This is a genomic window from Clostridium sp. BJN0013 (assembly GCF_040939125.1).
In the GTDB taxonomy this organism is placed as follows: domain Bacteria; phylum Bacillota; class Clostridia; order Clostridiales; family Clostridiaceae; genus Clostridium_B.
Map to the genome: position 1 here is coordinate 3,287,910 of NZ_CP162495.1, position 25,710 is coordinate 3,313,619.

Genomic DNA, 25,710 nt, shown 5'->3' on the forward strand with positions numbered 1-25,710 from the left:
TTATATACTTATATACATTGTTAATATGTAAACAATCTATTCGACTTCAGTATAACATGTTTTAAAACCAAATAAAAGAATAATCAAGTAATTCAGAGGTTCAGATGAAATTTATTATCAGAAATATCTCTTCTCTATCTGGATCTAAAAAGAACTTATAAAAGGACGTATATCAGTACTTATCCCCATTTCAAAAAAGATAGATAATAGATTCCAGACAAATAAAAAAGCTTGATACAGAATCCTACATCAAACTTAAATTTCATATTACTAAATTACTATTCTTAATATGGTATATAAGACATACACTTTTACATTAATCCTCTGAAAATTGCACAGTAAATATTATTTGGTCAAGCCCTCGACCTATTAGTATCAGTCAGCTTAACATGTTGCCATGCTTACACCCCTGACCTATCTCCTCCTCTTCTCGGAGGGGTCTTACTGGCTTTCGCCATGGGAAATCTCGTCTTGGGGTGGGCTTCACACTTAGATGCTTTCAGCGTTTATCCCTTCCCGACTTAGCTACCCAGCTGTGCTCCTGGCGGAACAACTGGTTCACCAGCGGTCAGTCCATCCCGGTCCTCTCGTACTAGGGACAGCTCCCCTCAAATTTCCTACGCCCGCGACGGATAGGGACCGAACTGTCTCACGACGTTCTGAACCCAGCTCGCGTGCCGCTTTAATGGGCGAACAGCCCAACCCTTGGGACCTACTCCAGCCCCAGGATGCGACGAGCCGACATCGAGGTGCCAAACCTCCCCGTCGATGTGAACTCTTGGGGGAGATCAGCCTGTTATCCCCGAGGTAGCTTTTATCCGTTGAGCGATGGCCCTCCCACGAGGTACCACCGGATCACTAAGCCCGACTTTCGTCCCTGCTCCACCTGTTTGTGTCGCAGTCAAGCTCCCTTTTGCCTTTGCACTCTCCGAAGAATTTCCAACCCTTCTGAGGGAACCTTTGTACGCCTCCGTTACTCTTTTGGAGGCGACCGCCCCAGTCAAACTGCCCGCCTATCATTGTCCCGTGTCCAGTTTCATGCACTCCGGTTAGAATTTCAGTACTGCCAGGGTGGTATCCCAACGTTGGCTCCACAAATGCTGGCGCACTTCTTTCCCTGCCTCCCACCTATCCTGTACAGGCAATACCAAAATTCAGTGATAAACTGCAGTAAAGCTCTACGGGGTCTTTCCGTCCAATCGCGGGTAGCAAGCATCTTCACTTGCACTTCAATTTCGCCGGATTTGTTGTTGAGACAGTGCCCAAATCATTACGCCATTCGTGCGGGTCGGAACTTACCCGACAAGGAATTTCGCTACCTTAGGACCGTTATAGTTACGGCCGCCGTTTACTGGGGCTTAAGTTCTTGCCTTCGCTTTCGCTGAGCAGTCCCCTTAACCTTCCAGCACCGGGCAGGCGTCAGCCCCTATACTTCAGCTTTCGCTTTAGCAGAGACCTGTGTTTTTGATAAACAGTTGCTTGGGCCTTTTCTCTGCGGCCACTTCCGTGGCACTCCTTTTCCCTAAGTTACGGAGTCAATTTGCCGAGTTCCTTAACAACAATTCTTCCGATGGTCTTAGGATTCTCTCCTCACCTACCTGTGTCGGTTTGCGGTACGGGCACATTCCTGCTCCATAGAGACTTTTCTTGGCAGTGTGAAATCAGATACTCGCCCTTGCGGACTCCCCTTCAAAGCTCAGGATTACCGGACATATGGTTTTTCCTCTATCTCCTCCCTCACTCCTTGGACACACATCCATTCGTGTGCACATCCTATCCTTCTGCGTCATCCCTTCTGTTCTTTTTCGCAAAAATGTGGTACCGGAATTTCAACCGGTTGTCCATCGCCTACGCCTCTCGGCCTCGGCTTAGGTCCCGACTTACCCCGGGCGGACGAACCTTCCCCGGGAACCCTTAGGTTTTCGACCAATAAGATTCTCACTTATTTCTCGCTACTTATGCCAGCATTCTCTCTCCTGCACCGTCCACCACTCCTTCCGGTATGGCTTCTGCCTGTGCAGCATGCTCCCCTACCGCCCTTTCAGGCCCATAGCTTCGGTGGTAAGTTTTAGCCCCGGACATCTTCGGCGCATGACCTCTTGACTAGTGAGCTATTACGCACTCTTTAAATGTATGGCTGCTTCTAAGCCAACATCCTAGTTGTCTTCGATATCACACATCCTTTTCCACTTAACTTACACTTCGGGACCTTAGCTGGTGGTCTGGGCTTTTTCCCTTTTGACTACGGATCTTATCATTCGCAGTCTGACTGCCGGGATTCAAGTATATGGCATTCGGAGTTTGATAAGGTTCGGTAACTGTTGTCAGCCCCTACCCCATTCAGTGCTCTACCTCCATTACTCACTCCCGACGCTAGCCCTAAAGCTATTTCGGGGAGAACCAGCTATCTCCGAGTTCGATTGGAATTTCTCCGCTATCCACAGCTCATCCCATGGTTTTTCAACACCAACGTGGTTCGGTCCTCCACGGAATTTTACTTCCGCTTCAACCTGGCCATGGATAGGTCACCCGGTTTCGGGTCTACAGCATACAACTCCCCGCCCTTTTCAGACTCGGTTTCCCTTCGGCTCCATACCTTAAGTATTTAACCTTGCTGCATGCCGTAACTCGCTGGCTCGTTCTACAAAAAGCACGCCGTCGTACTTTAACGTACTTCGACTGTTTGTGGACACACGGTTTCAGGTTCTCTTTCACTCCCCTCCCGGGGTTCTTTTCACCTTTCCCTCACGGTACTCCTCCTCTATCGGTCACCAGGTAGTATTTAGCCTTGGGAGGTGGTCCTCCCTGCTTCCCACAAGGTTTCTCGTGTCTCGTGGTACTCCGGTACAGGTTATTTCGTTTCTGCTTTTCACTTACAGGGCTTTTACCTTCTGCGGCTCATCTTTCCAGTTGTATTCAGTTAAGCTTCCACAATTTTTTTTACCTGACCTCTACCCCGGAAACAAGTTTCCGGTTTGGGCTCTTTCCCTTTCGCTCGCCGCTACTTAGAAAATCGATTTTTCTTTCTCTTCCTCCGGGTACTTAGATGTTTCAGTTCCCCGGGTTTCCCTCTGCAGACCTATATATTCACCCTGCAGTACCTATTGTTTTTTAGGTGGGTTTCCCCATTCGGATATCTCTGGTTCTCTGGCTATTTGCGCCTACCCAGAGCTTTTCGCAGCTTATCACGTCCTTCTTCGGCTCCTGGTGCCAAGGCATCCTCCATGCGCCCTTTGTAGCTTGACCTGATAATTTAGTCCAAATCTTTGATTTGGTTCCTAAATTGCACTCCTCAGCCTTAGCTGAGTGAGTTTCATTAAAAAATTGCTACTAACTTCGTACAGCTGCGTCAAATGCCTCACTGCGGTGCTCATTTACATAAGTAAATTCCGCTCCTCATTCGGCCTTTTCCTTGCTGCACTCGTTATTACCAATTTTTATCCTTAGTTATTTATTACAATGTAAACATAACTTTAATTATACTTACTACTACAAAGGTTATTTCTAACCTTAGTTTTACTTCTTTTATTTACTGTGCAATTTTCAAAGGACAAAATTCTTTCAATTCACAGTGCACAATTTACTATTACTGCTTACACCGTACAATTGGAATGGGAATCTAACTGTCAATTGTCAACTCTTAATTGTCAACTGACTATGATCCCTCAAAATTAAACAGAATAAATGGTAACTTACTTATCTATATTCCCCAGCTTTTAAGACAAGCTTTCCCTGCCTTTCGACTCCTTAGAAAGGAGGTGATCCAGCCGCAGGTTCTCCTACGGCTACCTTGTTACGACTTCACCCCAATCACTAACCCCACCTTCGGCCGCGTCCTCCTTGGTTAGACTACGGACTTCGGGTGTTGCCAGCTCTCATGGTGTGACGGGCGGTGTGTACAAGACCCGGGAACGTATTCACCGCGACATGCTGATTCGCGATTACTAGCAACTCCAACTTCATGCAGGCGGGTTTCAGCCTGCAATCCGAACTGGGAGCAGTTTTTGAGATTTGCTCCTCCTCGCGGTATTGCTTCTCTCTGTTCTGCCCATTGTAGCACGTGTGTCGCCCTGGACATTAGGGGCATGATGATTTGACGTCATCCCCACCTTCCTCCACGTTAACCGCGGCAGTCTTGTTAGAGTGCCCACCTTTCTGTGATGGCAACTAACAACAGGGGTTGCGCTCGTTGCAGGACTTAACCTAACATCTCACGACACGAGCTGACGACAACCATGCACCACCTGTCTCCCTGCCCCAAAGGGCTTCCTCCATTACAAGTTATTCAGGGGATGTCAAGTCCAGGTAAGGTTCTTCGCGTTGCTTCGAATTAAACCACATGCTCCGCTGCTTGTGCGGGTCCCCGTCAATTCCTTTGAGTTTTAATCTTGCGATCGTACTTCCCAGGCGGAGTACTTATTGTGTTTACTGCGGCACAGGAGGGGTCGATACCCCCTACACCTAGTACTCATCGTTTACGGCGTGGACTACCAGGGTATCTAATCCTGTTTGCTACCCACGCTTTCGTGCCTCAGCGTCAGTTACAGTCCAGAGAACCGCCTTCGCCACTGGTGTTCTTCCTAATCTCTACGCATTTCACCGCTACACTAGGAATTCCGTTCTCCTCTCCTGCACTCTAGATATCCAGTTTGAAATGCACTGCCCGGGTTAAGCCCGGGTCTTTCACATCTCACTTAAATATCCGCCTGCACACCCTTTACGCCCAGTAATTCCGGACAACGCTCGCCACCTACGTATTACCGCGGCTGCTGGCACGTAGTTAGCCGTGGCTTCCTCTTCCGGTACCGTCATTATCGTCCCGGATGACAGAGCTTTACGATCCGAAAACCTTCTTCACTCACGCGGCGTTGCTGCATCAGGCTTTCGCCCATTGTGCAATATTCCCCACTGCTGCCTCCCGTAGGAGTCTGGACCGTTTCTCAGTTCCAATGTGGCCGTTCACCCTCTCAGGTCGGCTACGCATCGTCGCCTTGGGGGGCTTTTATCCCTCCAACTAGCTAATGCGACGCGGGCCCATCTCAAAGCGGATTTCTCCTTTAAGGTATCCTCCATGCGGTTTTTACCTTCTATGCGGTATTAATCTCCCTTTCGGGAGGCTATCCCCCTCTTTGAGGCAGGTTACCCACGTGTTACTCACCCGTCCGCCGCTATTCCACCCCCGAAAGGGCTTCCTCGCTCGACTTGCATGTGTTAGGCACGCCGCCAGCGTTCGTCCTGAGCCAGGATCAAACTCTTATTTTAAAAGTTTTATTGACTCTGTTAAAAAATTAATACTAACTTCATATTTCTGCGTCAAGCCTTTCGCTGCGGTACTCATTTACCTAAAGTAAACTCTGTTCCTCACTCAAGTCTTTCCTTGAACTATTCATCATTATTAATTTTTTGAAAATTACTATTAGCTTCGCCCAGCTTCGTCAAATGCCTCATTCCGGTGCTCAATTACACAAGTAAGTTCCGCTCCTCATTCAGCCTTTTCCTCGCTGTACTCGCTACTAGTAATTTTAGTATATCTCTTTCAGCAAAATACTAAGTAAATATACTTAATTACGAAATTACTTCCTCTACTGCTCTCGCAGCTCAAAAGAATTGCTGGTTTATTCTTAATAAATAAGTTTACCTATGTTCTTCATTCTGTTTAATTTTCAAGGATCACATCTAATCTTTACTGCCGCCTGTTTTCCCAGACAGCTTTTATAGTATATCATCTCATTTTCCCTTTGTCAACATCTTCTGTGACTTTTTTGTTTTATAAAATTTATCCATTTAATTTTATCCAAAGGCGGTAATTAGTCAAAGCCTCTAATTTTCTTCAAAATGAAGGATGAGTATTGCTACATACCCGGATAAATTCCTCTAAGATTCAGATGGAGAAAAGCATTTTTCATAAGTAAATTTCACCTGATCCTTAGAATCACTTAATAATCTATAATAAAAAATCATTGCACTAATATGTCCTTGATTATATATTATGTACTTTTATATAAATTTATATGCATAGCTTCTACTTTCAATATATATAAATAAACTTTACATTTAAAAGTACTGTTTACATATCATATTGAAAACTATCATCATGTTCTTTACTCTTATTATATTGAATATATATCAACTCATCTAATTCCTGACTTAACTTCAACACTTCTCCTCTATATAATATATCACTTTTAGCAACTAGTTCATTCAACTTTTCTCTAAGCTGCTCTATTTGTTTCATAAATTCCTCACTCCATTTATTAATTTTTTACAACCTTTTTTATTGTATTACTTTATTCTGTACATTGCAATAATTAACATAATACATTTATTTACTTTAAAATATAAATTATACTATGAAGTATTACATTTAGACAAATAATATATCAATATAAATTAAGCCCTGTTTATTCAAACATTGAAATTAGCTAACGCCTGAACCTCTAAATCACTTGATTGTAAATGTATACTAATAATGGTACTATATTATCAAGTTCTTCTAAAAAACTATTAGATAAAATTTATATTAATAAAATATTTTTATCACATTAAATGAGGAGTGATATAATGGATTTTAATAAAATACTCAAGCTTATTCCTAAGACAGATCTGCACTGTCACCTAGATGGTAGTTTAAGACCAGAAACTATTTTAGATATTGCCTGTAAGGAGAACATACCTCTTCCAAATAAAAAACTAGCTAACTTCCAAGAGGAAATTAAAGTTATTGGAAAATGTACTTCTTTAAAAGAATACTTAAATAAGTTCAACCTTCCCATACAAATCATGCAGAAGGAAGAACATATATATAGGGTAACTTTAGAACTATTAGAAGATGCTTTAAAACAAAATATAAAATATATAGAAATACGTTTTGCTCCTTTTAATCATTTAAAAGATGGGTTAACCTTAGATCAAGTTATAAATACTGTACTAACTGCTATGAATTACGGAAGAATTCATTTAAATATTATGTCTAACTTAATTTTATGTATACTGAGACAAGAACCTATAGAAAAAGGAATAGAGCTTGTAAATACAGCCCAAAAATATATTGGCAAAGGCGTAGTTGCTATAGATCTTGCGGGAAATGAATCGGACTTCCCTCCTGAAATTCATGAAGAAGCTTTTACACTAGCCAGAGAATACGGGCTTCATCGAACAGTACACGCTGGAGAAACAGGTTTACCAGAAAATATAATAAAATCTATAAATATTTTAGGTGCGGAAAGAATAGGACACGGCACTTATGCATACAAAGACAGAGAAATAACAAACTACCTAAAAGAAAATAGAATTCCCCTAGAAGTATGTATAACCAGTAATGTAAATACTTCAGCTGTAACTTCTTACCAAGAACATCCTATAAAAAAATATTTAGATGAAGATCTAGTCATTACAGTAAATACCGATAATACAACTGTATCAAATACCAATTTAATTGAGGAATTCAATTATCTTATAAAATATCAAAACTTTAACTTCAATGATATGAAAAAAGTTATAAAAAATGGAATAGAATCTTCCTTTGCATCAAAAGAAGATATAAATAAACTGCGTGAAGAATATCTATCCACCATAAATGTGATAGAGTTAGCCAATCCTATTTTATAGTTCACTTTTACTTAAAAATCTCCTGCCTAAGATACTTACTTTGGGTAGGAGATTTATTTTCTAAACTACTTTTCTATTTTTTATAGCTTCTTCTAAAGTATGCCATGCAAGCACTGCACATTTTACCCTACCAGGCAAGGTAGATATATTTTTAAGGGCAATGGCATCTTCTAGTTTTTCTAATTCTTTCTCATCAGTAACTTCTTTCTTTATCATTCCTATAAAGAGATTTACATAATCTATGGCTTCATCAATAGTTTTACCTTTTACCAAATCTATCATCATAGATGTAGAAGCCTGAGATATGGCACATCCACTACCTTCATAAGCCAAATCACTTATTACATCTCCATTAAATTTTAATAAAAGAGTTATATCATCTCCACAACTGGGATTATGTCCTCTCTCTTTTACATCTGCATCTTTTATATATCTTTTATTTGTAGTATCTTGATTATGTTCTGTTATTATTTCCGAGTATATCATACTAAGATCGTCCATATCCTAACCACTTCCTTACCTGCCTAAGACCCTCTATAAATTTATCTATTTCTTCATAGGTATTATAGAAATAAAAACTAGCTCTTGAAGATGACTGTATACCTAAATATTCCATAAGGGGCTGTGCACAGTGATGCCCTGCTCTTATTGCCACTCCATAAGTATTTAATATTGTTGACACATCATGAGGATGCACATCTTTTACATTGAAGGAAATAATTCCTCCCCTATGTTCTGTATCTTTAGCTCCGTATACTGTAACATATTCTATTTCACTAATTTTTTTAAGTACATATTCTGTAAGTTCCCTTTCATATACTTCAATCTTATCAAGTCCTATTGAATTTAAATAATCAATAGCTGCTCCAATAGACACAGCTCCTTCTACATTTTGAGTCCCTGCTTCAAATTTATATGGAAGTTCTGCAAAAGTAGATTCCTGTTCTGTGACATATTCTATCATATCTCCTCCTCTTAAAAAAGGCGGCATTTTTAACAGAAGTTCTTCTTTTCCATAAAGCACTCCAATTCCCATGGAAGACAGCATTTTGTGACCTGAAAATACAAAAAAATCCGCATCAATATCACACACATCTACTTTCATATGGGGGACACTCTGGGCTCCATCCACTATAACTACAGCTCCTTTTTTATGAGCATATTTTGCGATTTCTTTAACTGGATATTTTGTTCCAAGTACATTGGACATCTGCGCAATAGAAACTAGCTTTGTTCTATCTGTAATCTTACTTTTATATTCCTCTTCATTTAATCTTCCATTTTTATCAGTATACATATATTTAAGTACTGCACCTTTGGCTTTTGATATCATTTGCCAGGGGAGTATGTTACTATGATGTTCTGATATAGGAATTACTATTTCATCTCCTTTATTTATAAAATTTACACCATAGGTATAAGCTATTAAATTAAGAGACTCTGTAGCATTTCTTGTAAATATTATTTCAGAGCACTTTTTTGCTCCTATAAATTCTCTTACTTTTTCACGAGCTCCCTCATAAGCCTCTGTAGATGTAATTCCTAAATAATGAGCACCTCTGTGAGGATTTCCATTATAATTTTCATTATAATTTTGCACTGCCTTTATAACAGATATTGGTTTTTGAGTTGTGGCGCCATTATCTAGATATACTAAATCATTTCCATTTACTTTTATAGATAGTATAGGAAAGTCTTTCCTTATTTTTTTTACATTTATATTTGTTATTTTGGCATCTAAACCATTCATCATATAATCCTCCTATTAAGTTCTTCAGATAAAAGTTCTCTCAAATCCTCTGCAGGAATTCTATCAAAAATAGGATTGAATCTGGCTTCTATTACAAGTTTTTGTGCTTCACTATAATTAAAACCTCTGCTCATTAAATAAAAAAGTTCATCTTCGTCTATTTTACCAATACTGGCTGCATGTGCTCCATCTACATTCTCTTCTCTGCAAAGAAGCATTGGAACAGAATCTGTTTTCACTTCAGGATCTAAAAGAAGTACTTCTTCCATCTGAGATCCTTTAGATTCATAACATCCTTTTTTAAAATCTATGTTGCCTTTAAATACCTTTTTAGCTCTATCTTTTAATACCCCTTCTACCCACATATTGCTGATACTCTTTTTACCAAAATGATTATTAGTATAGTAAATATCCTGTTTTCTATCTCCATCTACCATATATGCTGAATAAATATTAACCTCACTATGTTCTCCTATTAAATCAGAATTATAATTTGTAACACTTATACTACTTCCAATTTCTATAGTTATCCAATTTATCTTGGCACTTCTCTCTACAAGTGCCATATTCCAATCAAAATGAAACGATTTATCATTCATCCTTTGAATTTTTACAACATTTACCTCGGACCCATCTTTTGCAATTATTTTAGTTATCCCATTATGAAAAGCATTTATCTCCTCATTATCTGTATGATAATCTACTATAAAAGTAATTTTGCTGTTAGCCTCAGCCACAATTATATTATGATCTATAACCATAGTATTATCTTTATCCAAATTAAAATTAAGCCTTATATTTGAGTTCACAATCTTATTCGGAGGAACTTTTACAAATACACCTGAATTAAATCCTTCTTCTCCAAGTTTTACAAAATCTCCACACACAAAAGATGCTTCTTTAAAATTAGGGTAATTATAGAAATACTCACTTTTTCTTTCTTTGTTTATAGGCACTACCTCCGCCTCTTTAAAATCTTCAACTTTAAAATTTATATAATCCTTATCATAAGGATTTATTTTTGAAAGTCTACAGTCTTTAATAGGAAAATTATTTAATCCCAAACATTTCCATGTGGGAACATAGGTTGAGTTTACTTTAAAGTCCCTTTTACTTTCAAATATAACTTTCATATCTTTATTTTCATTGAAATTTTCTTCATTTAACATTATGCTATCCTACCTCCTTATCCTATAGTTCCCTTCAGCTCTAATTTAATCAAGTTATTCATCTCCACAGCATATTCAAGTGGAAGCTCTTTTGCTATAGGTTCTACAAAACCTGTAACTATCATACCTTTTGCTTCTTCCTCTGTAAGTCCTCTGCTCATAAGATAAAAAATGGCATCCTCGCTTATTCTGCCTATCTTAGCTTCATGTCCTATATCTACATTGTTATTACATACACTTATAACAGGTATGGTATCTGATCTGGATTCGTTATCCAACATAAGTGATTCACAGGACACACTTGATTTTGAGTGAACTGCATTCTTTGTGGAACTTAAAAGTCCTCTATAAATAGCAACTCCTCCATCTTTAGATATTGATTTTGAATTTACAGTAGATGTAGTATTTGGTGCTGCATGAATTACTTTTGAACCTGTATCTAAATACTGATTGGCACCTGCAAAAGTTACCCCTGTAAAATCACATTTTGCTCCTTCCCCTTTTAATATACTCATGGGGTACAGCATTGATACTTTAGAGCCAAAAGACCCTGTTACCCATTCTATATGACCATTTTTATCTACAACTGCTCTCTTTGTATTTAAATTATACATATTTCTAGACCAATTCTCTATAGTACTGTATTTTAATGAAGCTCCTTCTCTTATATAAACTTCCACACAACCTGCATGCAAGTTATTTACATAATATTTAGGTGCAGAACATCCCTCTATATAATGAATTTTTGCTCCTTTTTCAACTATTATAAGGGTATGTTCAAATTGTCCCGCTCCTGGAGCATTTAATCTAAAATAAGATTGAATTGGAATATCAACCTGAACTCCCTCTGGAACATATACAAAGGATCCTCCAGACCATACTGCTCCATGAAGTGCAGCAAATTTATGATCCGTTGGAGGTACAAGTTTCATAAAATGAGGTCTCACTAATTCTTCATAGTCCCTTATGGCCGTTTCCATATCCATATATAGTACACCCTGTTTTTTCAGATCTTCACTTACATTATGGTAAACAACTTCAGAATCATATTGAGCACCTACTCCTGCTAGTGATTTTTGCTCTGCTTTAGGTATACCCAACAAATCAAAAGTATTTTTTATATCTTTAGGAACATCTCTCCAATTATGTTTTATGTCAGTATCTGGTCTTACATAGGTCACTATATTATCCATATTTAGATCTGTTAAATCAGGTCCCCATGAAGGCATTGGCATATTATCATATATTTCTAAGGCCTTAAGCCTAAACTCTTTCATCCAGGCCGGATCATTTTTTTCATAAGATATTTCCTCTATTATTTCTTTTGTAAGTCCTCTATCAGTTTTATAAATAGATTCATCTTTATTTTTTACATCATAAATACTTCTTATTATATCTTTTATATAAGTTTTATTTTTTTTCAACAGGAACACCTCTCTTATTAAACAGTATATTATACCAGAGCCTTAAATTTATCATATCCGCTTTTCTCTATTTCTTCAGCTAAAGATGCATCCCCAGTCTCAACTATTTTTCCATCTACAAGTATATGGACATAATCCGGTTTTAAATACTCTAAAATACTATTATGATGGGTAATTATAAGTATAGAATTCTCCTTTGTTCTAAGCTTGCTTACTCCTTCTGATACTATTTTAACTGCATCTATATCAAGTCCTGAATCTGTCTCATCTAGCATAGCAAGTTTTGGTTCAAGCACCGCCATCTGAAGTATTTCATTTTTTTTCTTTTCTCCACCAGAAAACCCCACATTTAAGTACCTTTTAGTATAGCTTTCATCTATTTTTAGAAGTTCTAATTTTTCTTTTAAAATTTTTCTAAATGCCAAAATACCTATTTTCTTTTTAGAAACTGAAATTTTTGCGCTTCTTAAGAAATTTTCCACAGTTATACCTGGTATCTCCTGTGGATATTGAAAAGACATAAAGATTCCACATCTGGCCCTTTCATTTACTTTTAAGTCACTGACAGACTTTCCTTCAAATATTATATCTCCTGCTGTCATATTATATTTAGGGTGCCCCATAATAGTATTTACAAGTGTAGATTTTCCTGCACCATTTGGTCCCATTATGGCATGAACTTCACCTTTACCAACTTCCAAATTCACTCCTTTTAATATTTCTTTATCGCCAACTTTTGCTATTAAATTGTTTATTTTTAATAATTTATTTGACATCGTATCTCTCCTTTAAATCCGAGTATTTAACTCATATTTAAATATAAAAAAAATCAGCTACAAAGTTACTTCAATAATTAAGCAGGATGATATCCGACTTAAACACTCAACATTGTCTCTGATTATATTTTACTCTTTATTTAAAAGATAATCAATAATAAACTCTCTATTTAAGTCTTATTTTTTCATTAGTTTCCACTTGAATTACTATTCCATCTTGAATTACCAAAGTTATTGATCCGTAGCTTATATTCTTTAATGATTCAACTATTTTTTTTATATATTCTTCTGAAATCTGATTTTTTCTTTCAATTCTTCTCTCCATTTTTATATTATACCCCCTTTTATAAAATCTTACTAATATAAAAATTAAAAACCCTCTTCCAAACAAGAAGAGGGTTTTATATCATTCCTAAGATACAAAAGAATCAACCTTAAAGGTATTTTCTTTACCTCATCTTCCAGAACTATGTTCTGATGGACTTAGCACCTTACATAAAATTTAAATGTGGTTGCTGAAACTTCATCGGGCCATTCCCTAAGTTTCTCTTGATAAGGATATTCATTAAATTTTTGAATTATTACTTTTATTAAGTTTCATTATATTATATTAAACTTTACAATGTCAATAAAATTGAAATAATTTTTTAATAAATCATATTTGTGCTACAGAAATTTTTATATACTATTATTTATAAGTCTCCAGTATATTACTATATATATCTTCTGTCAAAGTTAGCCCGCCATTATATCCCACATAAGTTCTATTGAGCACTAACCTGTGTTTGACCGGTAGTGATATATTTATTCCAAATCCATTTAATTCTGACACTATATCTCTATCCCATGAACTTCCCAAAATCAGAGGAGTATGATTGCCATGTCCATATTTTCTCAAGCTTTGATGTATTTTTCCTCCATCTATTTCAAATATTACTTTAGCAGAAGTGCTATTTGAGAGATGTTCAAATTCATACTCTATGCTTTTTCTATATTGTTCAGGAGTATCATCTGTAATATATTGTTCTCCTGGAACAATCCCCAGTTCATTGGTTAAAAACTTACTAATCCCAAGGGCATAAAAAGAATCTGTTATATTAAAAAATCTATCTGCCACACTATATCTGAATTCTATAAAAAAGTCTATTGATCTATCAATATAATAATAAAATCTCTCTTCTTCTTCATTTATAAAAGTTTCCACCTTTTCTTTATTAAGCTTAGCAAAATCCCCCACAGTTCTTAAAAATTTACTGGTTTCTTTTGCACCTATGGGCAAAATTGGATAATGCAAATAAGGAGTACCATACTTTTTCTTCAATAATTCAGCAGTACTTAAACCTACCCAAGGTGATAAAACTAAATTAAATTGTGCTTGTGGAATTGTTTTCCATTCATCAGCACCACCAGATTCTGTACCAAAAAGTATATTCACTTTTAATCCTATTCCTTCAAGTAACTTTTTTATCTCACCTAAATTCCCAGACCAAAATGTATCCTGATAGGGAATCACAGACCATACATTTACCAATCCCACTTCTTTTTTTATTGATTTTTCACTTACAAACTGATTTATAATAGCTTCAATAACTAATTCATGACCTTTAAAATTGCTTCCTTTAAAACCTGCTGTCTCTGCATAAACTATGGGAATGCCTTTATCTTTATATTCACTTACTACTTGCCCTACATCATCCCCTATTATATCAGAAGTACATCCTGTTAAAACTACAAATAAATCTCCTTTTAAAACCTTAAGGGTTCCATCTATCACCTGTTTTAATCTCTGCTCTCCCCCAAATACTACTTCTCTTTCTGTAGTATTGGTACATGGTACAGAACTTCCACCAGAATAACCTACTCCTTGATATCCTGAATCAACACTAAGCCCATCAAAAAGTTTAATTCCGCAGCCTGGTCCTGAATGAAGTATAGGAATAGCTCCTTTTATAGCTAATACTGATTGTTGTGCACCTAATGCACAATAATGTCTAGGTTGCTCTATTATTTCATCCATCAAATATCACCTCCTAGAAAAGTATAAGGATCCTGTTTAAGCCACCAATCAGTATATGGCAGCTTGGAGTGTGCTGCAATATTAGTTACAAACTCTTTAGTTAAAAGTACATCTATGATTTTATCACCATAATTAAGCAATCCTTGATATCCTAATCCAAATTGTTCATCTCCCATTAAAAACGTAGGTATTCCAAGCTTTGGACCCCATGCAGACATACCTCCATGCCTTGCTATAAACAGATCTGGTTTCAGCTTGTTTAGTACATTTACTAACTCAAAAGGTTGTTTATTGCAGACGTTAAAATTCTTAACATCTCCATAATTCTTCACTACATGAGGCAGACTTTCACTTCTAGGATCTTTATTATCACAGCAAGGATCATGATGAAATATTGCTGCACCTACCACTTCCATATGAAGTTCCTTTAAAAGTGCTATTAAACTATGTCCATGAGCTGCACCTGCAGTAATATATACTCTTTTTCCCTTTAATTTACTTCTCAGTTCCTTAAGCTTAGGGGCAATTCTTTCTCTTTCAGATTTTATCAATTCTTCAACTTCCTTTTCTTTTCCCGTTACTCTGCCAAGTTCCCTAAACCAGAGATCTGTACCTTTAAGTCCATAAGCAGGTGGTGCTTTTACTTCTGGTACTCCGTACTCCTGCTCCAATCCTGCTGCTAAATATGTTCCCAGTGTAGGACATATTTGTACTGTAGCTGCAGCTTCAGATATCTTTTCCAACTGCCCTATAGTAGAAAATGGCACAATATAATTAGGCTTTAACCCAATTCGTCCAAATAATTCTGTAAATATATCAGTTCCCCAAAAATTGATTACATTTACTAAATCTTTTCTTTTATTAACAGGAGGTTTAACAATTTTTTTTAAAATAGCATGATATGCTGCATCAAAACCTGTTGTCCAAATTCTTGATCTAAAACCTTCACAAGCTACAAAAACTATAGGTATTCCCAATTCCTTTTCTGCTTCATTAGTTACTACTTCTACATCATCTCCTATAATTCCCGAGGCACAGGAAGTAGTTACAAAAATTGCTTTAGGCTTAAACCTTTCATAAGCCTCTTTTATAGTTTTTCTTAGTTTTTCTTCTCCTCCGTATATAGTATCCTTTTCCTTTAAATTTGTGTTCAATAGTCTTGCATTCCTTAATGGAAGATTTCTCTTAATCTGTCCTACTCTGTTGGTAAAATTAAAATCAGGTAAATCCGCACAACACCCTATGGGAGCATGATTTATTACCACAGAATCCTGTATCATAATAAGCTGACACAGTGAATAACCTGAATTACATCCTAAACATTGACTAAAAGAGCGCCTTCTTTCACATAATCTTTTCCCCTTAGATTTATTACAAAGCTCTCTAGCAGTTCCTGCAAAGCCAGTAATAGAACCTAATCTAGATTCTCTAATTTCAACTTCCGGGGACTTTATATTAATACCCAAAAATATACCTCCTTTATAATTATCATTTAACTTTTTATCAACTATACAATATGAAACTTTTTATATAAATCCAGATATAATGAGGTGATTTTACTTTGCAAAACATAAAGTTTAGTCTCCAGTATACTGGTCAACTAAACATTTAAATTATACATACTCTTTAAACAATATATTCTCTACTCATAAATTGCATTGATACATAGAATATGAAAAAATATAAATTCTTTTCAAGCTACATCTCCCTTTCTAATTATTCTAAAAAGCCGGTACTACTGCAACTCCATATTTGCTCTTTATAAAGTTTTTTACATCCTCTGAATTCAGCTTTGCCACTATGGTCTTAATTTCTTTTTTATTTTCATCACCCTTTCTTACAACAATTACATTTGCATAAGGTGAATTGCTGTCTTCTCTAAATAGTGCTTTATTTGGATCCATTTTAGCTTCTAATACAAGATTTGTATTTATTATGGAGCCATCTACATCCGGCAATACCCTTGGAAGCTGAGCTGCATCAACTTCTACAAATTGAAGATTTTTAGGATTATCTGCAATATCTGAAGGCGTAGCATTATAATTAGATATTCCAGATTTTAATTTAATAAGTTTTTGGGCTTCAAGAAGAGCTAAAGCTCTGTATTCATTTGAAGGATTATTGGGTATAGCAATCTTGGCGCCATCTTTAAGTTCATCTTTAGATTTAATTTTATCAGAATAAAAACCTATGGGTTCCACATGAACTTTTCCAGCCACTGCAAAATTATATCCTTTTTCTTTAGTTACAGACTCTAAATAAGGTACATGTTGAAAATAATTGGCATCTATTTGTTTTTCCTGTAAAGCTGGATTTAACTCATCTTCGCTATCTAAAACAATAACTTGTAAATCTATCCCCTCTTTTGCCAGTGCAGGTTTTATATGATTCAATATTTCTGCATGTGGCACTGCCGCTGCTCCTATTTTCACCACAACCTTGTCATTTTTACTGTCTGCACTTTTTGAGTCATTCCCATTGCTGCAACCTGAAAATAATCCTACAACCAACGCCAAAACTAAAAATATTATACTTTTTCTCTTCATATTGATTTATCCCCCTTAAAAATAATCAATCAAATTTATATCTCTTTTTATTTACATGTTTAGAAATGCGATCTCCTGAAAACTGTATAAACTGTACTAAAAAAATTAATAATATTACTGTAGCTATCATTATATCCTCACGAAATCTCTGATAACCAAAACGTATTGCCAGACTTCCTAATCCCCCTGCACCTATGACCCCAGCTATAGTGGTAAATTCAATAATAGATATAATTGAAATTGTAATTCCCTTTATAAGGGAAGGAAGTGCCTCCGGTATTAAGACCTTTGATATAATCTGAAATGGTTTTGCTCCCATAGATAATGCTGCTTCAATTTTTCCCCATTCTACTTGTTCTATGGATGTCTCAATAATTCTAGCCAAAAGAGGTGATATTCCTATGGATATAGGTACAATAGCCGCCTTCATACCAAGTGTAGTCCCTACAATTGACCTAGATAAGGGCAGTAAAACTACAATTAATATTATAGAAGGAAGAGATCTTATTGCATTTACTATAGTAGCTAATATCTTATTTAACCTTTCATTCTCCAAAATATGTCCTTTTTTAGTAACAACAAGAATAATTCCAAGTGGCATCCCTATAAGTAAAGCTATACTGCCAGCTATAATCACCATTTCTATAGTTTCTGATAATCCCTTTAGAACAAATATTTTAAAATCATCAGTCATATTACCTCCCCTCCAACACATTCCGAATTCACACTGAGATTTGCCATTATTTTAACAAATTTTTTTGCAGTGTTACTTTTAGGATTTAAAAATACTGAATTTGTGCTTCCTGCTTCTACGATACTACCATCTTCAATTACTGCCATATTATTGCATATATATTTAATAACATCTAATTCATGAGTTATAAGTAATATAGTTAAATTCAGTTTCTTATTTATATCTCTTAAAAGTTCCAATATAGAATAAGTGGTTTGTGGATCTAGGGCAGAAGTAGCTTCATCACTTAACAAAACATCTGGTTCATTGGCTAGAGCCCTTGCTATACCTACTCTTTGCTTTTGACCTCCACTTAGTTGTGCAGGATAAAAGTCCACTTTATCACTTAGTTCCACTAAATTCAATATTTCATACACTCTATTTTTTATTTTTTCTTCAGAATAACCAGCTATTTTTAAAGGAAAAGCTACATTTTTATATACATTCATTGAATCAAATAAATTAAAATCTTGAAATATCATTCCAATTTTTTTTCTGGCTTCTCTAAGCTCAGCTTTATTCATAGCTGTAATATCATTATTTCCAATAAATATACTTCCAGAAGTAGGTTCTTCAAGTCTGTTCAAATATCGTATCATAGTAGACTTTCCAGCTCCGCTAAATCCTATGATGCCAAAAATATCTCCTTTTTCAACTTTAAGATTTATATCCTTCAAAACTTCAACTTTACCCCTAGGTGTATTAAATGTTTTATTTAAATTTCTTATATCTATCATATAATTGGTCTTTACCCCCTTACCCAGCATTTACCTATATACTTCTTATTTTAATTTAAATAAATATATCAAAACAAAAAAGACTAAATCTTATACTTATAAAGTTAAGATTTAGTCTCCAGTTTTTCTGGTCAACTTTTAGATTGATTAAATTATAAAAACTCAGGGGGGTAAATCCCTGAGTTTACATCCTCAATGATTACCTCATCTTTCAGCTACAATGCTGCAGGATTTAGCACCAATGCATTACATAATGCTGGTTGCCGGGCTTCATAGGGCCTTTCCCTCCGCCTCTCTTAATAAGTTATGATATTTAATTATTTAATATTGTAGTAATTAGTATATCAGTGCTCAGGTATATTGTCAATATTTTTATAATATAAAATTTAACAACTTTTAATTTACTGAAAATAGAATAATTTTATTTATCTTTGGGCAGAAAAAATTAAATTCAATACATTAAAATCGCTAACTGCAATCCATCTGCATTGGGGCTATTTGGACTTGCTGTTGTAACTTTAGTAGCTTCCTCTCAGAAACTTGGCATCACTGAAGGCACTTCTTTCGTAATTCCCTGAGCAATATTTTTAGGTGGTTTTGCTCAACTATTTGCTTGTATTAATGATTCTAAAAGACAAAATACATCCCTTTTAAATATATTCTTCTATTTTCTCTGTTTCCAAATTGAATCCATCTATAATCATATCCTCTTTAAGTTCTATCAGCAAACACTTCTTTCCAAATTTGTTAACTACCTGCTTTACAGCACTTAAATCTTTTGGACTTATGGTTATATTGGTATTTTCATTTTCTATCTTTATAGATTTACTCTTAAAATCTGGCATTACATTTCTAACCTTAAATTCATAATCTCCTCCACACACTTCCTCAAAAGCACTCTTAACTACTCCTGTATTTTCCACTCCGCTTTCCTCTAATACTCTAGTTACTTCATTTATATCTAAAATAAGTTCTTCTTCCTTCTGACTTTCAAATTTTTCGTTTATTCTTTCATATATATCCTGAACTATGTCAGGTTTTATTTTTCCTCCCAATGCAGTTCCTAAAATAACATTAAAGTTTTCCTTTTCTTCTAAAGCTGTAGGTTTAATATTACACTCTAATATCTCTTCTACAAAAATATTATTTATGTTCTTTGATTTTGAAGAATAATAAATTATCTTATTTACATCTACATACTGAAATGTAAAACTTGGAAACATAAATCCCTCTAAGGGCGAATTTAAATTTATAACCATGTCTAATGCAGAATTAGGTTTAAATTTCATTTCCGTATAATCAAATTTTAACATCTTCTTAGGTATTTCAACCTTATTTACACTACATAATATAATTTCTATAGTTCGTATATATTCATCTAAAGATTCCTTTTTCCCTTTATCAGAACTGTAGTATTCTGCTTTTGCAAAACTTATAACTATATCTGTATCATAAGTATAGTTTTCAGAAATTTTATTTACTATTTTATCCGCATATTCATTTATTCTTTCCTTTGAATTTAAAGCTTCATATAATATATGCTGTGTATTTTTCTCTAATTTTTCCTCACCTACATTTTTAAAATCCAATTCAAATATTTTAGAATCCAAAGTTCCCGTAAGCACTTTCTTGAAATTATTTAAATAAAGTTCTCTCTTTTCCACTTCCATCATTTCAAAATATTCCAGTTCTCCTGTTATTATTTCTCCAATATCCTTTTTTAAATAAACACTATAAATTTCTTTAATCTTAAGCATATAACTTCCTAACTTAAATTCTTTTCTTATGTCTGATAAATCTTTTTTATTCATAAACTATCTCCCCACTCTACTTAAATAAAATAATATCTATTTTAACCTTTGTATTTTTATACATATTTTACTATATAACAATTTATTTTACCAATACATTTTATCATAATATTACATTAAAAATACAATATAATAAACATTATTGTAAAGAATTACTATAGTCCAAACATAGAATTTTTGGTACAATATACATACACTAGATAAAATTTTATATATTAATACAAAATTTAAGGAGAATAATACTATGTTTTGTTATAATTGTAAAATGGAGGTATCTGATAACGCTATTTTTTGTGAAAAATGCGGTGCTAAATTAAAAAAAGAAGATTCTATAGGAAATTCAGACAGTGATACCATTCAAGTTTATAAAATTAATCAAATTTTAAAAAATACCGTAGAAAAGGACCAAGTAAAAACTTTAACCCCTGCTAAAACTACTTTGAAAAAAACTGACTCTAAAAATGGTAATAAAACATATACCAAATTTTCTTTTTATAAAAACCGAAATATAATGATTCCTCTTGTATCAACAATACTTACGATATTTATAACTATAGGTTATTATCTCTATGAAATAACTGTTTCAAAGAATACAGAAAAAAATAGAGTAAATGCCGAAAATATGGCTCTTCAAGGTAATATATCAGAAGCCTATGCCAAAGTAGACAAAGCTTTGAGTTTACGCCCAAATAATAAGACTTTACAGGCAGATAAAAAAATTTTACAAGATGGTGAAAATGTAAATTTACATATAAGTATAGTGGACAACTATATTAAAAAGAAAAACTACATACAAGCTTTTAATGAATTAGATAAAGCTAACGATTTAATATATAATAAACAGGGAGCTTTTTACTCTCTATTAAACAAAACTATAGAAAATAAAAGAATGGCTGTAACTGTAATTCAAATAAAAAGTGAGATGAATAATAAAAGCAGTATAGACGATTTGGCAAATCTGCTTACTAAAATATCAAATTACACTATAGAAGAAGCAAAAGATACTGCAAAAGAACTGAGAAATAGAATAAGTAGTGTAGCTTATGATACTGCAAATGAATATCTTAAAAAAAATAATTTTACTTCTGCTCTTGATACCGTAAACAAGGGAATAACCTATAATCCAAAAGATGAAAAATTACTTAATTTTAAAGAAACCATAGTGGCTAAAAAAAATTCCTTTGAAAAAGCTGAGCAAAATAGAATCCAACAAGCACTGACTTCAGCTGCTACGGAAGATAAAAATAATAAAACCAATGCCGTAGAAGTAACTTCTACCTCTAACAATATAAATAAGTATGGTGATTTTGTTATCAAAGGAACTGTTAAAAATATAGCTACCAGACCTATAAGTTCCATAAAAATATACTACAACATATTTGATTCAAATAACAAAAATCTTGGCAGCGGTTCTACTTATGTATACCCTAATTATTTGGATATAGGTGCCACAGGAAAATTTGAAAATACAGAATATGATATGTTAAAAGGACATCATATTAAAATTACAAATATAGCCTGGTTTTTACAATAGGAGGTTAACATGAAAAAAGATAAAAACTTTGTAATCTCTCTCATTATAACAATTATTGTTATATGTTGCGGGATAACATTATGTTTTTTAATACATAAAAATATAAGTCTTAAAACATCTTCAAATCCTTCTAAACTGGCAGATATACAAGATGTTGTAAGTATCCCTAAATCTAAAGACTTAAAGACAACAATACATGAAAATCAAAAACTGGTTGTATCTCTTGAAATAGAAAAAAGTGCTGGAAAAGTTGCAGGTTCTGGATTTTTATATAATACTAAAGGAGATATAATAACCAATGCCCATGTAGTAGAAGGAGCTTCTTCTATAACAGTAAAAATGTCTGATACTACTACCTATAAAGGTATTCTTATAGGTAAAAGTAACGTTACAGATGTGGCTTTGGTCCGAGTTGACAAATTAAAAGGAAAAACTCCTATGAAAATTTCAAAAACCGGCAATGTAGATATAGGAGATGAAATAATAGCGCTAGGAAGTCCTTTAGGTCTTCAAAACACAGCTACCATAGGTATAATAAGTGGTCTAAACAGAGATTTTAATATAGAAAATTATGAATATAAAGGAGCATATCAAATTTCTGCTCCTATATCCTCTGGCAACAGTGGTGGCCCTCTTTTAAATAAAGCTACAGGTGAAGTCATAGGTATAAATTCTGCAAAATCAGGAAATGAATCCATAGGTTTTAGTATACCAATAACTCAAGTTCTTCCTCTTGTAAATACTTGGGCTAATAATCCTATTACATATACAACTTCCTCCGATAATACAGATGACTCTTATACCGATGAACACTTAAACTTATCTACAGAAGATGCAGCTTACTTAATTTCCTATTTCTACAACAATATTAATTCACAAGATTATGTAACTGCCTATTCACTGCTGAGTTCCAGTTGGCAGGAAAGTATACCATATGATAATTTCAGAAAAGATTATATAGAAACCATATCTGTAAAAATAGATACTATGACCTGCGGTAAGCTAGATAATGGAAATATACAGGTATCTACCATAATACAGGCCACCCAGGGAACCAAATCAAGTCCCAATGTAAATACCTACAATATTACCTATACTGTAGGATATGAAAATAACATACTTAAAATTTTAAGTGGAAAAACCAATAACACTGAATGACAAGTGTTTAAATGCTTAAAAATGCAGCTATAAATAGGCTGCATTTTCTTATTGAAATTTATATTAATAAAAATTCAGTACTACTAATGGCTTCTTCTACCAAAGTGTTTATATCTAAGATCTCTTCCGATTTTTTTATTTCCTGAGGTCTTGGTTTAGTTTTAGGATGTTTTGGAACAAATATAGTGCAGCAATCTTCATAAGGCAATATGGAAGTTTCATATGTACCAATTTCTCTTGCAATTTCCATTATATCTGTTTTATCCATGGCAATTAAAGGCCTAAACACAGGTCTATCTGCTACCTGATTACTTACAATTAAACCCTCCATAGTTTGACTTGCAACTTGCCCTATACTTTCACCTGTAGTTACAGAATTTATATTATATTTATCAGCTATGCTGCAGGATATTCTCATCATAAATCTTCTCATTATTATGGTTAATTCATCTTTTCTGCATTTCTCAATTATCTGCATCTGTATTTCTGTAAAAGGTGTTATATAAAGATTTATATTCCCTGTATATCCTTTTAATATTCTGGCTAATTCTTTAACTTTTTCTTTCGCCCTTTCACTAGTATAGGGATGACTGTGAAAATATATACAATTTAATTGAACTCCCCTCCTTGCCATCATATATCCTGCCACCGGTGAATCTATTCCTCCTGAGAGCATAAGCATGGTATTTCCATTAGTACCATAGGGCATTCCTCCTACTGCTTTTATTTTTTTTGAATATATATAGGCCCTATTTCTTATTTCTATATTGATAAAAAAATCCGGATTTTTTATATCTACAGTTAAATTTTCAGTATTTTGTAAAATATAAGCCCCTATTTCTCTACTTATATCCATGGATGTTCCTGGAAAACTTTTATCAGCCCTTTTAGTAAGTACCTTAAAAGTGCTGCCCTTACTTTCAAAGACACTTTTAAGTGCCTGCTCCTTTATTTTTTCCATATCAGCTTCCACTTCATCTACTATACAAATTTCTGATACTCCAAATACTGATTTTAATTTTTGTATACCTTTTTCAATATCATCACATTCTATAAACCATCTACCTTGATCCACTACAAAATTATACTGTATACCTTTTAGAACAGTTTTTATATTATCTTTTAACTTCTTTTCAAATTTACCTTTATTTAGTCCCTTTAAAAATATTTCTGATGCATACTTTACCAGCAACAATCTTCTCATTTATCAACTCTCCTCAAAAATTTAAAAGATCTAATTAATACATCTAAAGTATAATCTATCTCCTCTAGTGAATTATCTTCTGTAAAACTAAACCTTATAGTTCCATCTAGTTCTTCTTTTTTCAATCCTATAGCCTTCAATACATGACTATCTTTATTACTTCTTGCAGAACATGCAGATCCTGTAGAAACATATATATTTTCTTCTTCTAACAGATGAAGCAGTACCTCTCCCTTAATTCCTATAAAAGATACACTAAGCACATAAGGAGAATAGTTATCTCCTTCACTATTTATCTTAACTTTAGGCATATCCTTTAGCTTATCTATAAAATATTTTTTCAAATTATTTACTTTATTGAAATTTTTTTCTCTATTCTTATATACTTTTTCAGCTGCTTTTGTAAATCCTACAATAGATGCCAGATTTTCAGTACCTGATCTAAAACCTTTTTCCTGTCCCCCTCCACATATTAAAGGCACCGGAACAAGTCCTTTTCTAACATAAGCAATGCCAATTCCCCGGGGACCATGTATTTTATGTCCACTGGCAGATAACAAATCTATATTGCTTTTTTTTACATCTATATTATACTTTCCATATCCTTGAACTGCATCTACATGGAACTTTATTCTACTATTTCTTTCTTTTATATACTTGCCTATATATTCAATATCTTGAACAATTCCAATTTCATTATTAGTATGCATTATACTTACTATTTGAGTTTCCCTGGTAATACTTGCAGCCAGTTCTTCCAAATTTATTTCTCCCCTGTTATTTACATTTAAATAGGTAACCTTTACCCCTTGATTTTCTAACTGTCTACAGGTATTTAAAAGGCTGGGATGCTCTATTTTAGTTGTTATAAGGTGTTTACCAGGTTTTATAAAACCTTTTATTAAAAAATTATTACTTTCACTTCCTCCAGAAGTAAATATTATTTCATCCCTGCTGCAATTTATAGTACGAGCTATTATATCTCTACTCTCATTCATCTTTAATTCTGCCTTTAAACCTAAAGAATATGCAGAAGAAGGGTTACCATAATATTTCCTCATAGTATCCGCTATAGAATCTATAACTTCATCATAAGGCTTAGTAGTAGCACTGTTGTCAAGATAAACTTCCACTGTTTTCACTCCCTTTTTATATGCCAAAATAATTAAACAATATAACATATATTATCATACTTATATAAAACATAGCAAAACCTATTTTTAAAGGTTTTTATTTAGACACT

At 34.2% G+C, this 25,710-nt stretch carries 18 protein-coding genes, 2 rRNA genes, 1 pseudogene and 2 riboswitches; of the genes and pseudogenes, 4 read left to right on the forward strand and 17 right to left on the reverse strand.

What is annotated here, in order from left to right; genetic code table 11:
- Positions 1-349 precede the first annotated feature (349 nt).
- The 3 genes from AB3K27_RS17085 to AB3K27_RS17095 all read right to left on the reverse strand — a co-directional run bounded on the left by AB3K27_RS17085 (position 350) and on the right by AB3K27_RS17095 (position 6,235).
- Positions 350-3,246, reverse strand: a 23S ribosomal RNA gene (locus tag AB3K27_RS17085).
- A gap of 505 nt (positions 3,247-3,751) precedes the next feature.
- Positions 3,752-5,262: ribosomal RNA gene (locus tag AB3K27_RS17090) — 16S ribosomal RNA — on the reverse strand.
- The 16S and 23S rRNA genes sit together here, the layout of an rRNA operon.
- Positions 5,263-6,067: 805 nt before the next feature.
- Positions 6,068-6,235, reverse strand: coding sequence for an aspartyl-phosphate phosphatase Spo0E family protein (locus AB3K27_RS17095; protein ID WP_368488565.1), 168 nt, complete (start codon positions 6,233-6,235; stop codon positions 6,068-6,070).
- Between the two features lie 326 nt (positions 6,236-6,561).
- Here AB3K27_RS17095 and add point away from each other — a divergent pair, with 326 nt between their 5' ends.
- Positions 6,562-7,608: an adenosine deaminase gene (add, locus tag AB3K27_RS17100; protein ID WP_368488566.1), complete on the forward strand. Its 1,047-nt coding sequence runs from the start codon at positions 6,562-6,564 to the stop codon at positions 7,606-7,608.
- 60 nt (positions 7,609-7,668) lie between these two features.
- Here add and sufU read toward each other — a convergent pair whose 3' ends face one another.
- The 11 genes from sufU to AB3K27_RS17155 all read right to left on the reverse strand — a co-directional run bounded on the left by sufU (position 7,669) and on the right by AB3K27_RS17155 (position 18,760).
- Entirely contained in the window at positions 7,669-8,109 is a 441-nt protein-coding gene (gene sufU / locus AB3K27_RS17105; RefSeq protein ID WP_073537902.1) for a Fe-S cluster assembly sulfur transfer protein SufU, read from the reverse strand.
- The gene (locus tag AB3K27_RS17110) at positions 8,096-9,358 is read right to left on the reverse strand and encodes a cysteine desulfurase (RefSeq protein WP_368491270.1); all 1,263 of its coding nucleotides are present in this window, start codon (positions 9,356-9,358) and stop codon (positions 8,096-8,098) included. Before AB3K27_RS17110 ends, sufU begins: the two co-directional genes overlap by 14 nt.
- Positions 9,358-10,527 carry a Fe-S cluster assembly protein SufD gene (sufD, locus tag AB3K27_RS17115; RefSeq protein WP_368488567.1) on the reverse strand — a complete coding sequence of 390 codons (1,170 nt, stop codon included), beginning with the start codon at positions 10,525-10,527 and terminating at the stop codon, positions 9,358-9,360. The genes AB3K27_RS17110 and sufD overlap by 1 nt, the downstream gene beginning before the upstream one ends.
- A 17-nt stretch (positions 10,528-10,544) precedes the next feature.
- Positions 10,545-11,951, reverse strand: coding sequence for a Fe-S cluster assembly protein SufB (sufB, locus tag AB3K27_RS17120; protein ID WP_368488568.1), 1,407 nt, complete (start codon positions 11,949-11,951; stop codon positions 10,545-10,547).
- Between the two features lie 29 nt (positions 11,952-11,980).
- A complete protein-coding gene (sufC, locus tag AB3K27_RS17125; protein WP_368488569.1) occupies positions 11,981-12,727 on the reverse strand; it encodes a Fe-S cluster assembly ATPase SufC in 747 nt (248 codons plus the stop codon).
- A gap of 166 nt (positions 12,728-12,893) precedes the next feature.
- A complete protein-coding gene (locus AB3K27_RS17130) occupies positions 12,894-13,052 on the reverse strand; it encodes a DUF2292 domain-containing protein (protein ID WP_368488570.1) in 159 nt (52 codons plus the stop codon).
- A 126-nt stretch (positions 13,053-13,178) separates the two neighbouring features.
- Positions 13,179-13,286: riboswitch (SAM riboswitch) on the reverse strand.
- A gap of 129 nt (positions 13,287-13,415) precedes the next feature.
- Complete coding sequence (locus AB3K27_RS17135) at positions 13,416-14,744, reverse strand: nitrogenase component 1 (protein ID WP_368488571.1); 1,329 nt, start codon at positions 14,742-14,744, stop codon at positions 13,416-13,418.
- Entirely contained in the window at positions 14,744-16,210 is a 1,467-nt protein-coding gene (locus AB3K27_RS17140; protein ID WP_368488572.1) for a nitrogenase component 1, read from the reverse strand. Before AB3K27_RS17140 ends, AB3K27_RS17135 begins: the two co-directional genes overlap by 1 nt.
- Positions 16,211-16,465: 255 nt before the next feature.
- Positions 16,466-17,290 (reverse strand): MetQ/NlpA family ABC transporter substrate-binding protein, encoded by an 825-nt coding sequence (locus AB3K27_RS17145; RefSeq protein WP_368488573.1) that lies wholly within the window; start codon positions 17,288-17,290, stop codon positions 16,466-16,468.
- 25 nt (positions 17,291-17,315) lie between these two features.
- Positions 17,316-17,984: a methionine ABC transporter permease gene (locus AB3K27_RS17150; RefSeq protein ID WP_368488574.1), complete on the reverse strand. Its 669-nt coding sequence runs from the start codon at positions 17,982-17,984 to the stop codon at positions 17,316-17,318.
- Positions 17,981-18,760 (reverse strand): methionine ABC transporter ATP-binding protein, encoded by a 780-nt coding sequence (locus tag AB3K27_RS17155; protein WP_368488575.1) that lies wholly within the window; start codon positions 18,758-18,760, stop codon positions 17,981-17,983. Before AB3K27_RS17155 ends, AB3K27_RS17150 begins: the two co-directional genes overlap by 4 nt.
- Before the next feature lie 201 nt (positions 18,761-18,961).
- Positions 18,962-19,066, reverse strand: a riboswitch (SAM riboswitch).
- 143 nt (positions 19,067-19,209) lie between these two features.
- On the opposite strand from AB3K27_RS17155, the pseudogene AB3K27_RS17160 reads away from it, so the two are divergent.
- A pseudogene (locus tag AB3K27_RS17160) lies at positions 19,210-19,404 on the forward strand (GPR1/FUN34/YaaH family transporter); the annotation flags it as partial.
- Between the two features lie 6 nt (positions 19,405-19,410).
- Here the strand turns inward: AB3K27_RS17160 and AB3K27_RS17165 are convergent.
- Positions 19,411-20,571, reverse strand: a complete 1,161-nt coding sequence (locus AB3K27_RS17165; protein WP_368488576.1) for a DUF4317 domain-containing protein — start codon at positions 20,569-20,571, stop codon at positions 19,411-19,413.
- 244 nt (positions 20,572-20,815) lie between these two features.
- On the opposite strand from AB3K27_RS17165, the gene AB3K27_RS17170 reads away from it, so the two are divergent.
- Together AB3K27_RS17170 and AB3K27_RS17175 are read left to right on the forward strand one after the other, a co-directional pair.
- On the forward strand, positions 20,816-22,105 hold the full coding sequence (locus AB3K27_RS17170; protein WP_368488577.1) for an FxLYD domain-containing protein: 1,290 nt from the start codon (positions 20,816-20,818) through the stop codon (positions 22,103-22,105).
- Between the two features lie 9 nt (positions 22,106-22,114).
- Entirely contained in the window at positions 22,115-23,263 is a 1,149-nt protein-coding gene (locus AB3K27_RS17175) for a S1C family serine protease (protein WP_368488578.1), read from the forward strand.
- Positions 23,264-23,321: 58 nt separating this feature from the next.
- On the opposite strand, the gene thiI is transcribed toward AB3K27_RS17175, so the two are convergent.
- Both thiI and AB3K27_RS17185 read right to left on the reverse strand, forming a co-directional pair.
- Positions 23,322-24,467, reverse strand: a complete 1,146-nt coding sequence (thiI, locus tag AB3K27_RS17180) for a tRNA uracil 4-sulfurtransferase ThiI (RefSeq protein ID WP_368488579.1) — start codon at positions 24,465-24,467, stop codon at positions 23,322-23,324.
- The gene (locus AB3K27_RS17185) at positions 24,464-25,600 is read right to left on the reverse strand and encodes a cysteine desulfurase family protein (protein ID WP_368488580.1); all 1,137 of its coding nucleotides are present in this window, start codon (positions 25,598-25,600) and stop codon (positions 24,464-24,466) included. The genes thiI and AB3K27_RS17185 overlap by 4 nt, the downstream gene beginning before the upstream one ends.
- Positions 25,601-25,710 lie beyond the last annotated feature (110 nt).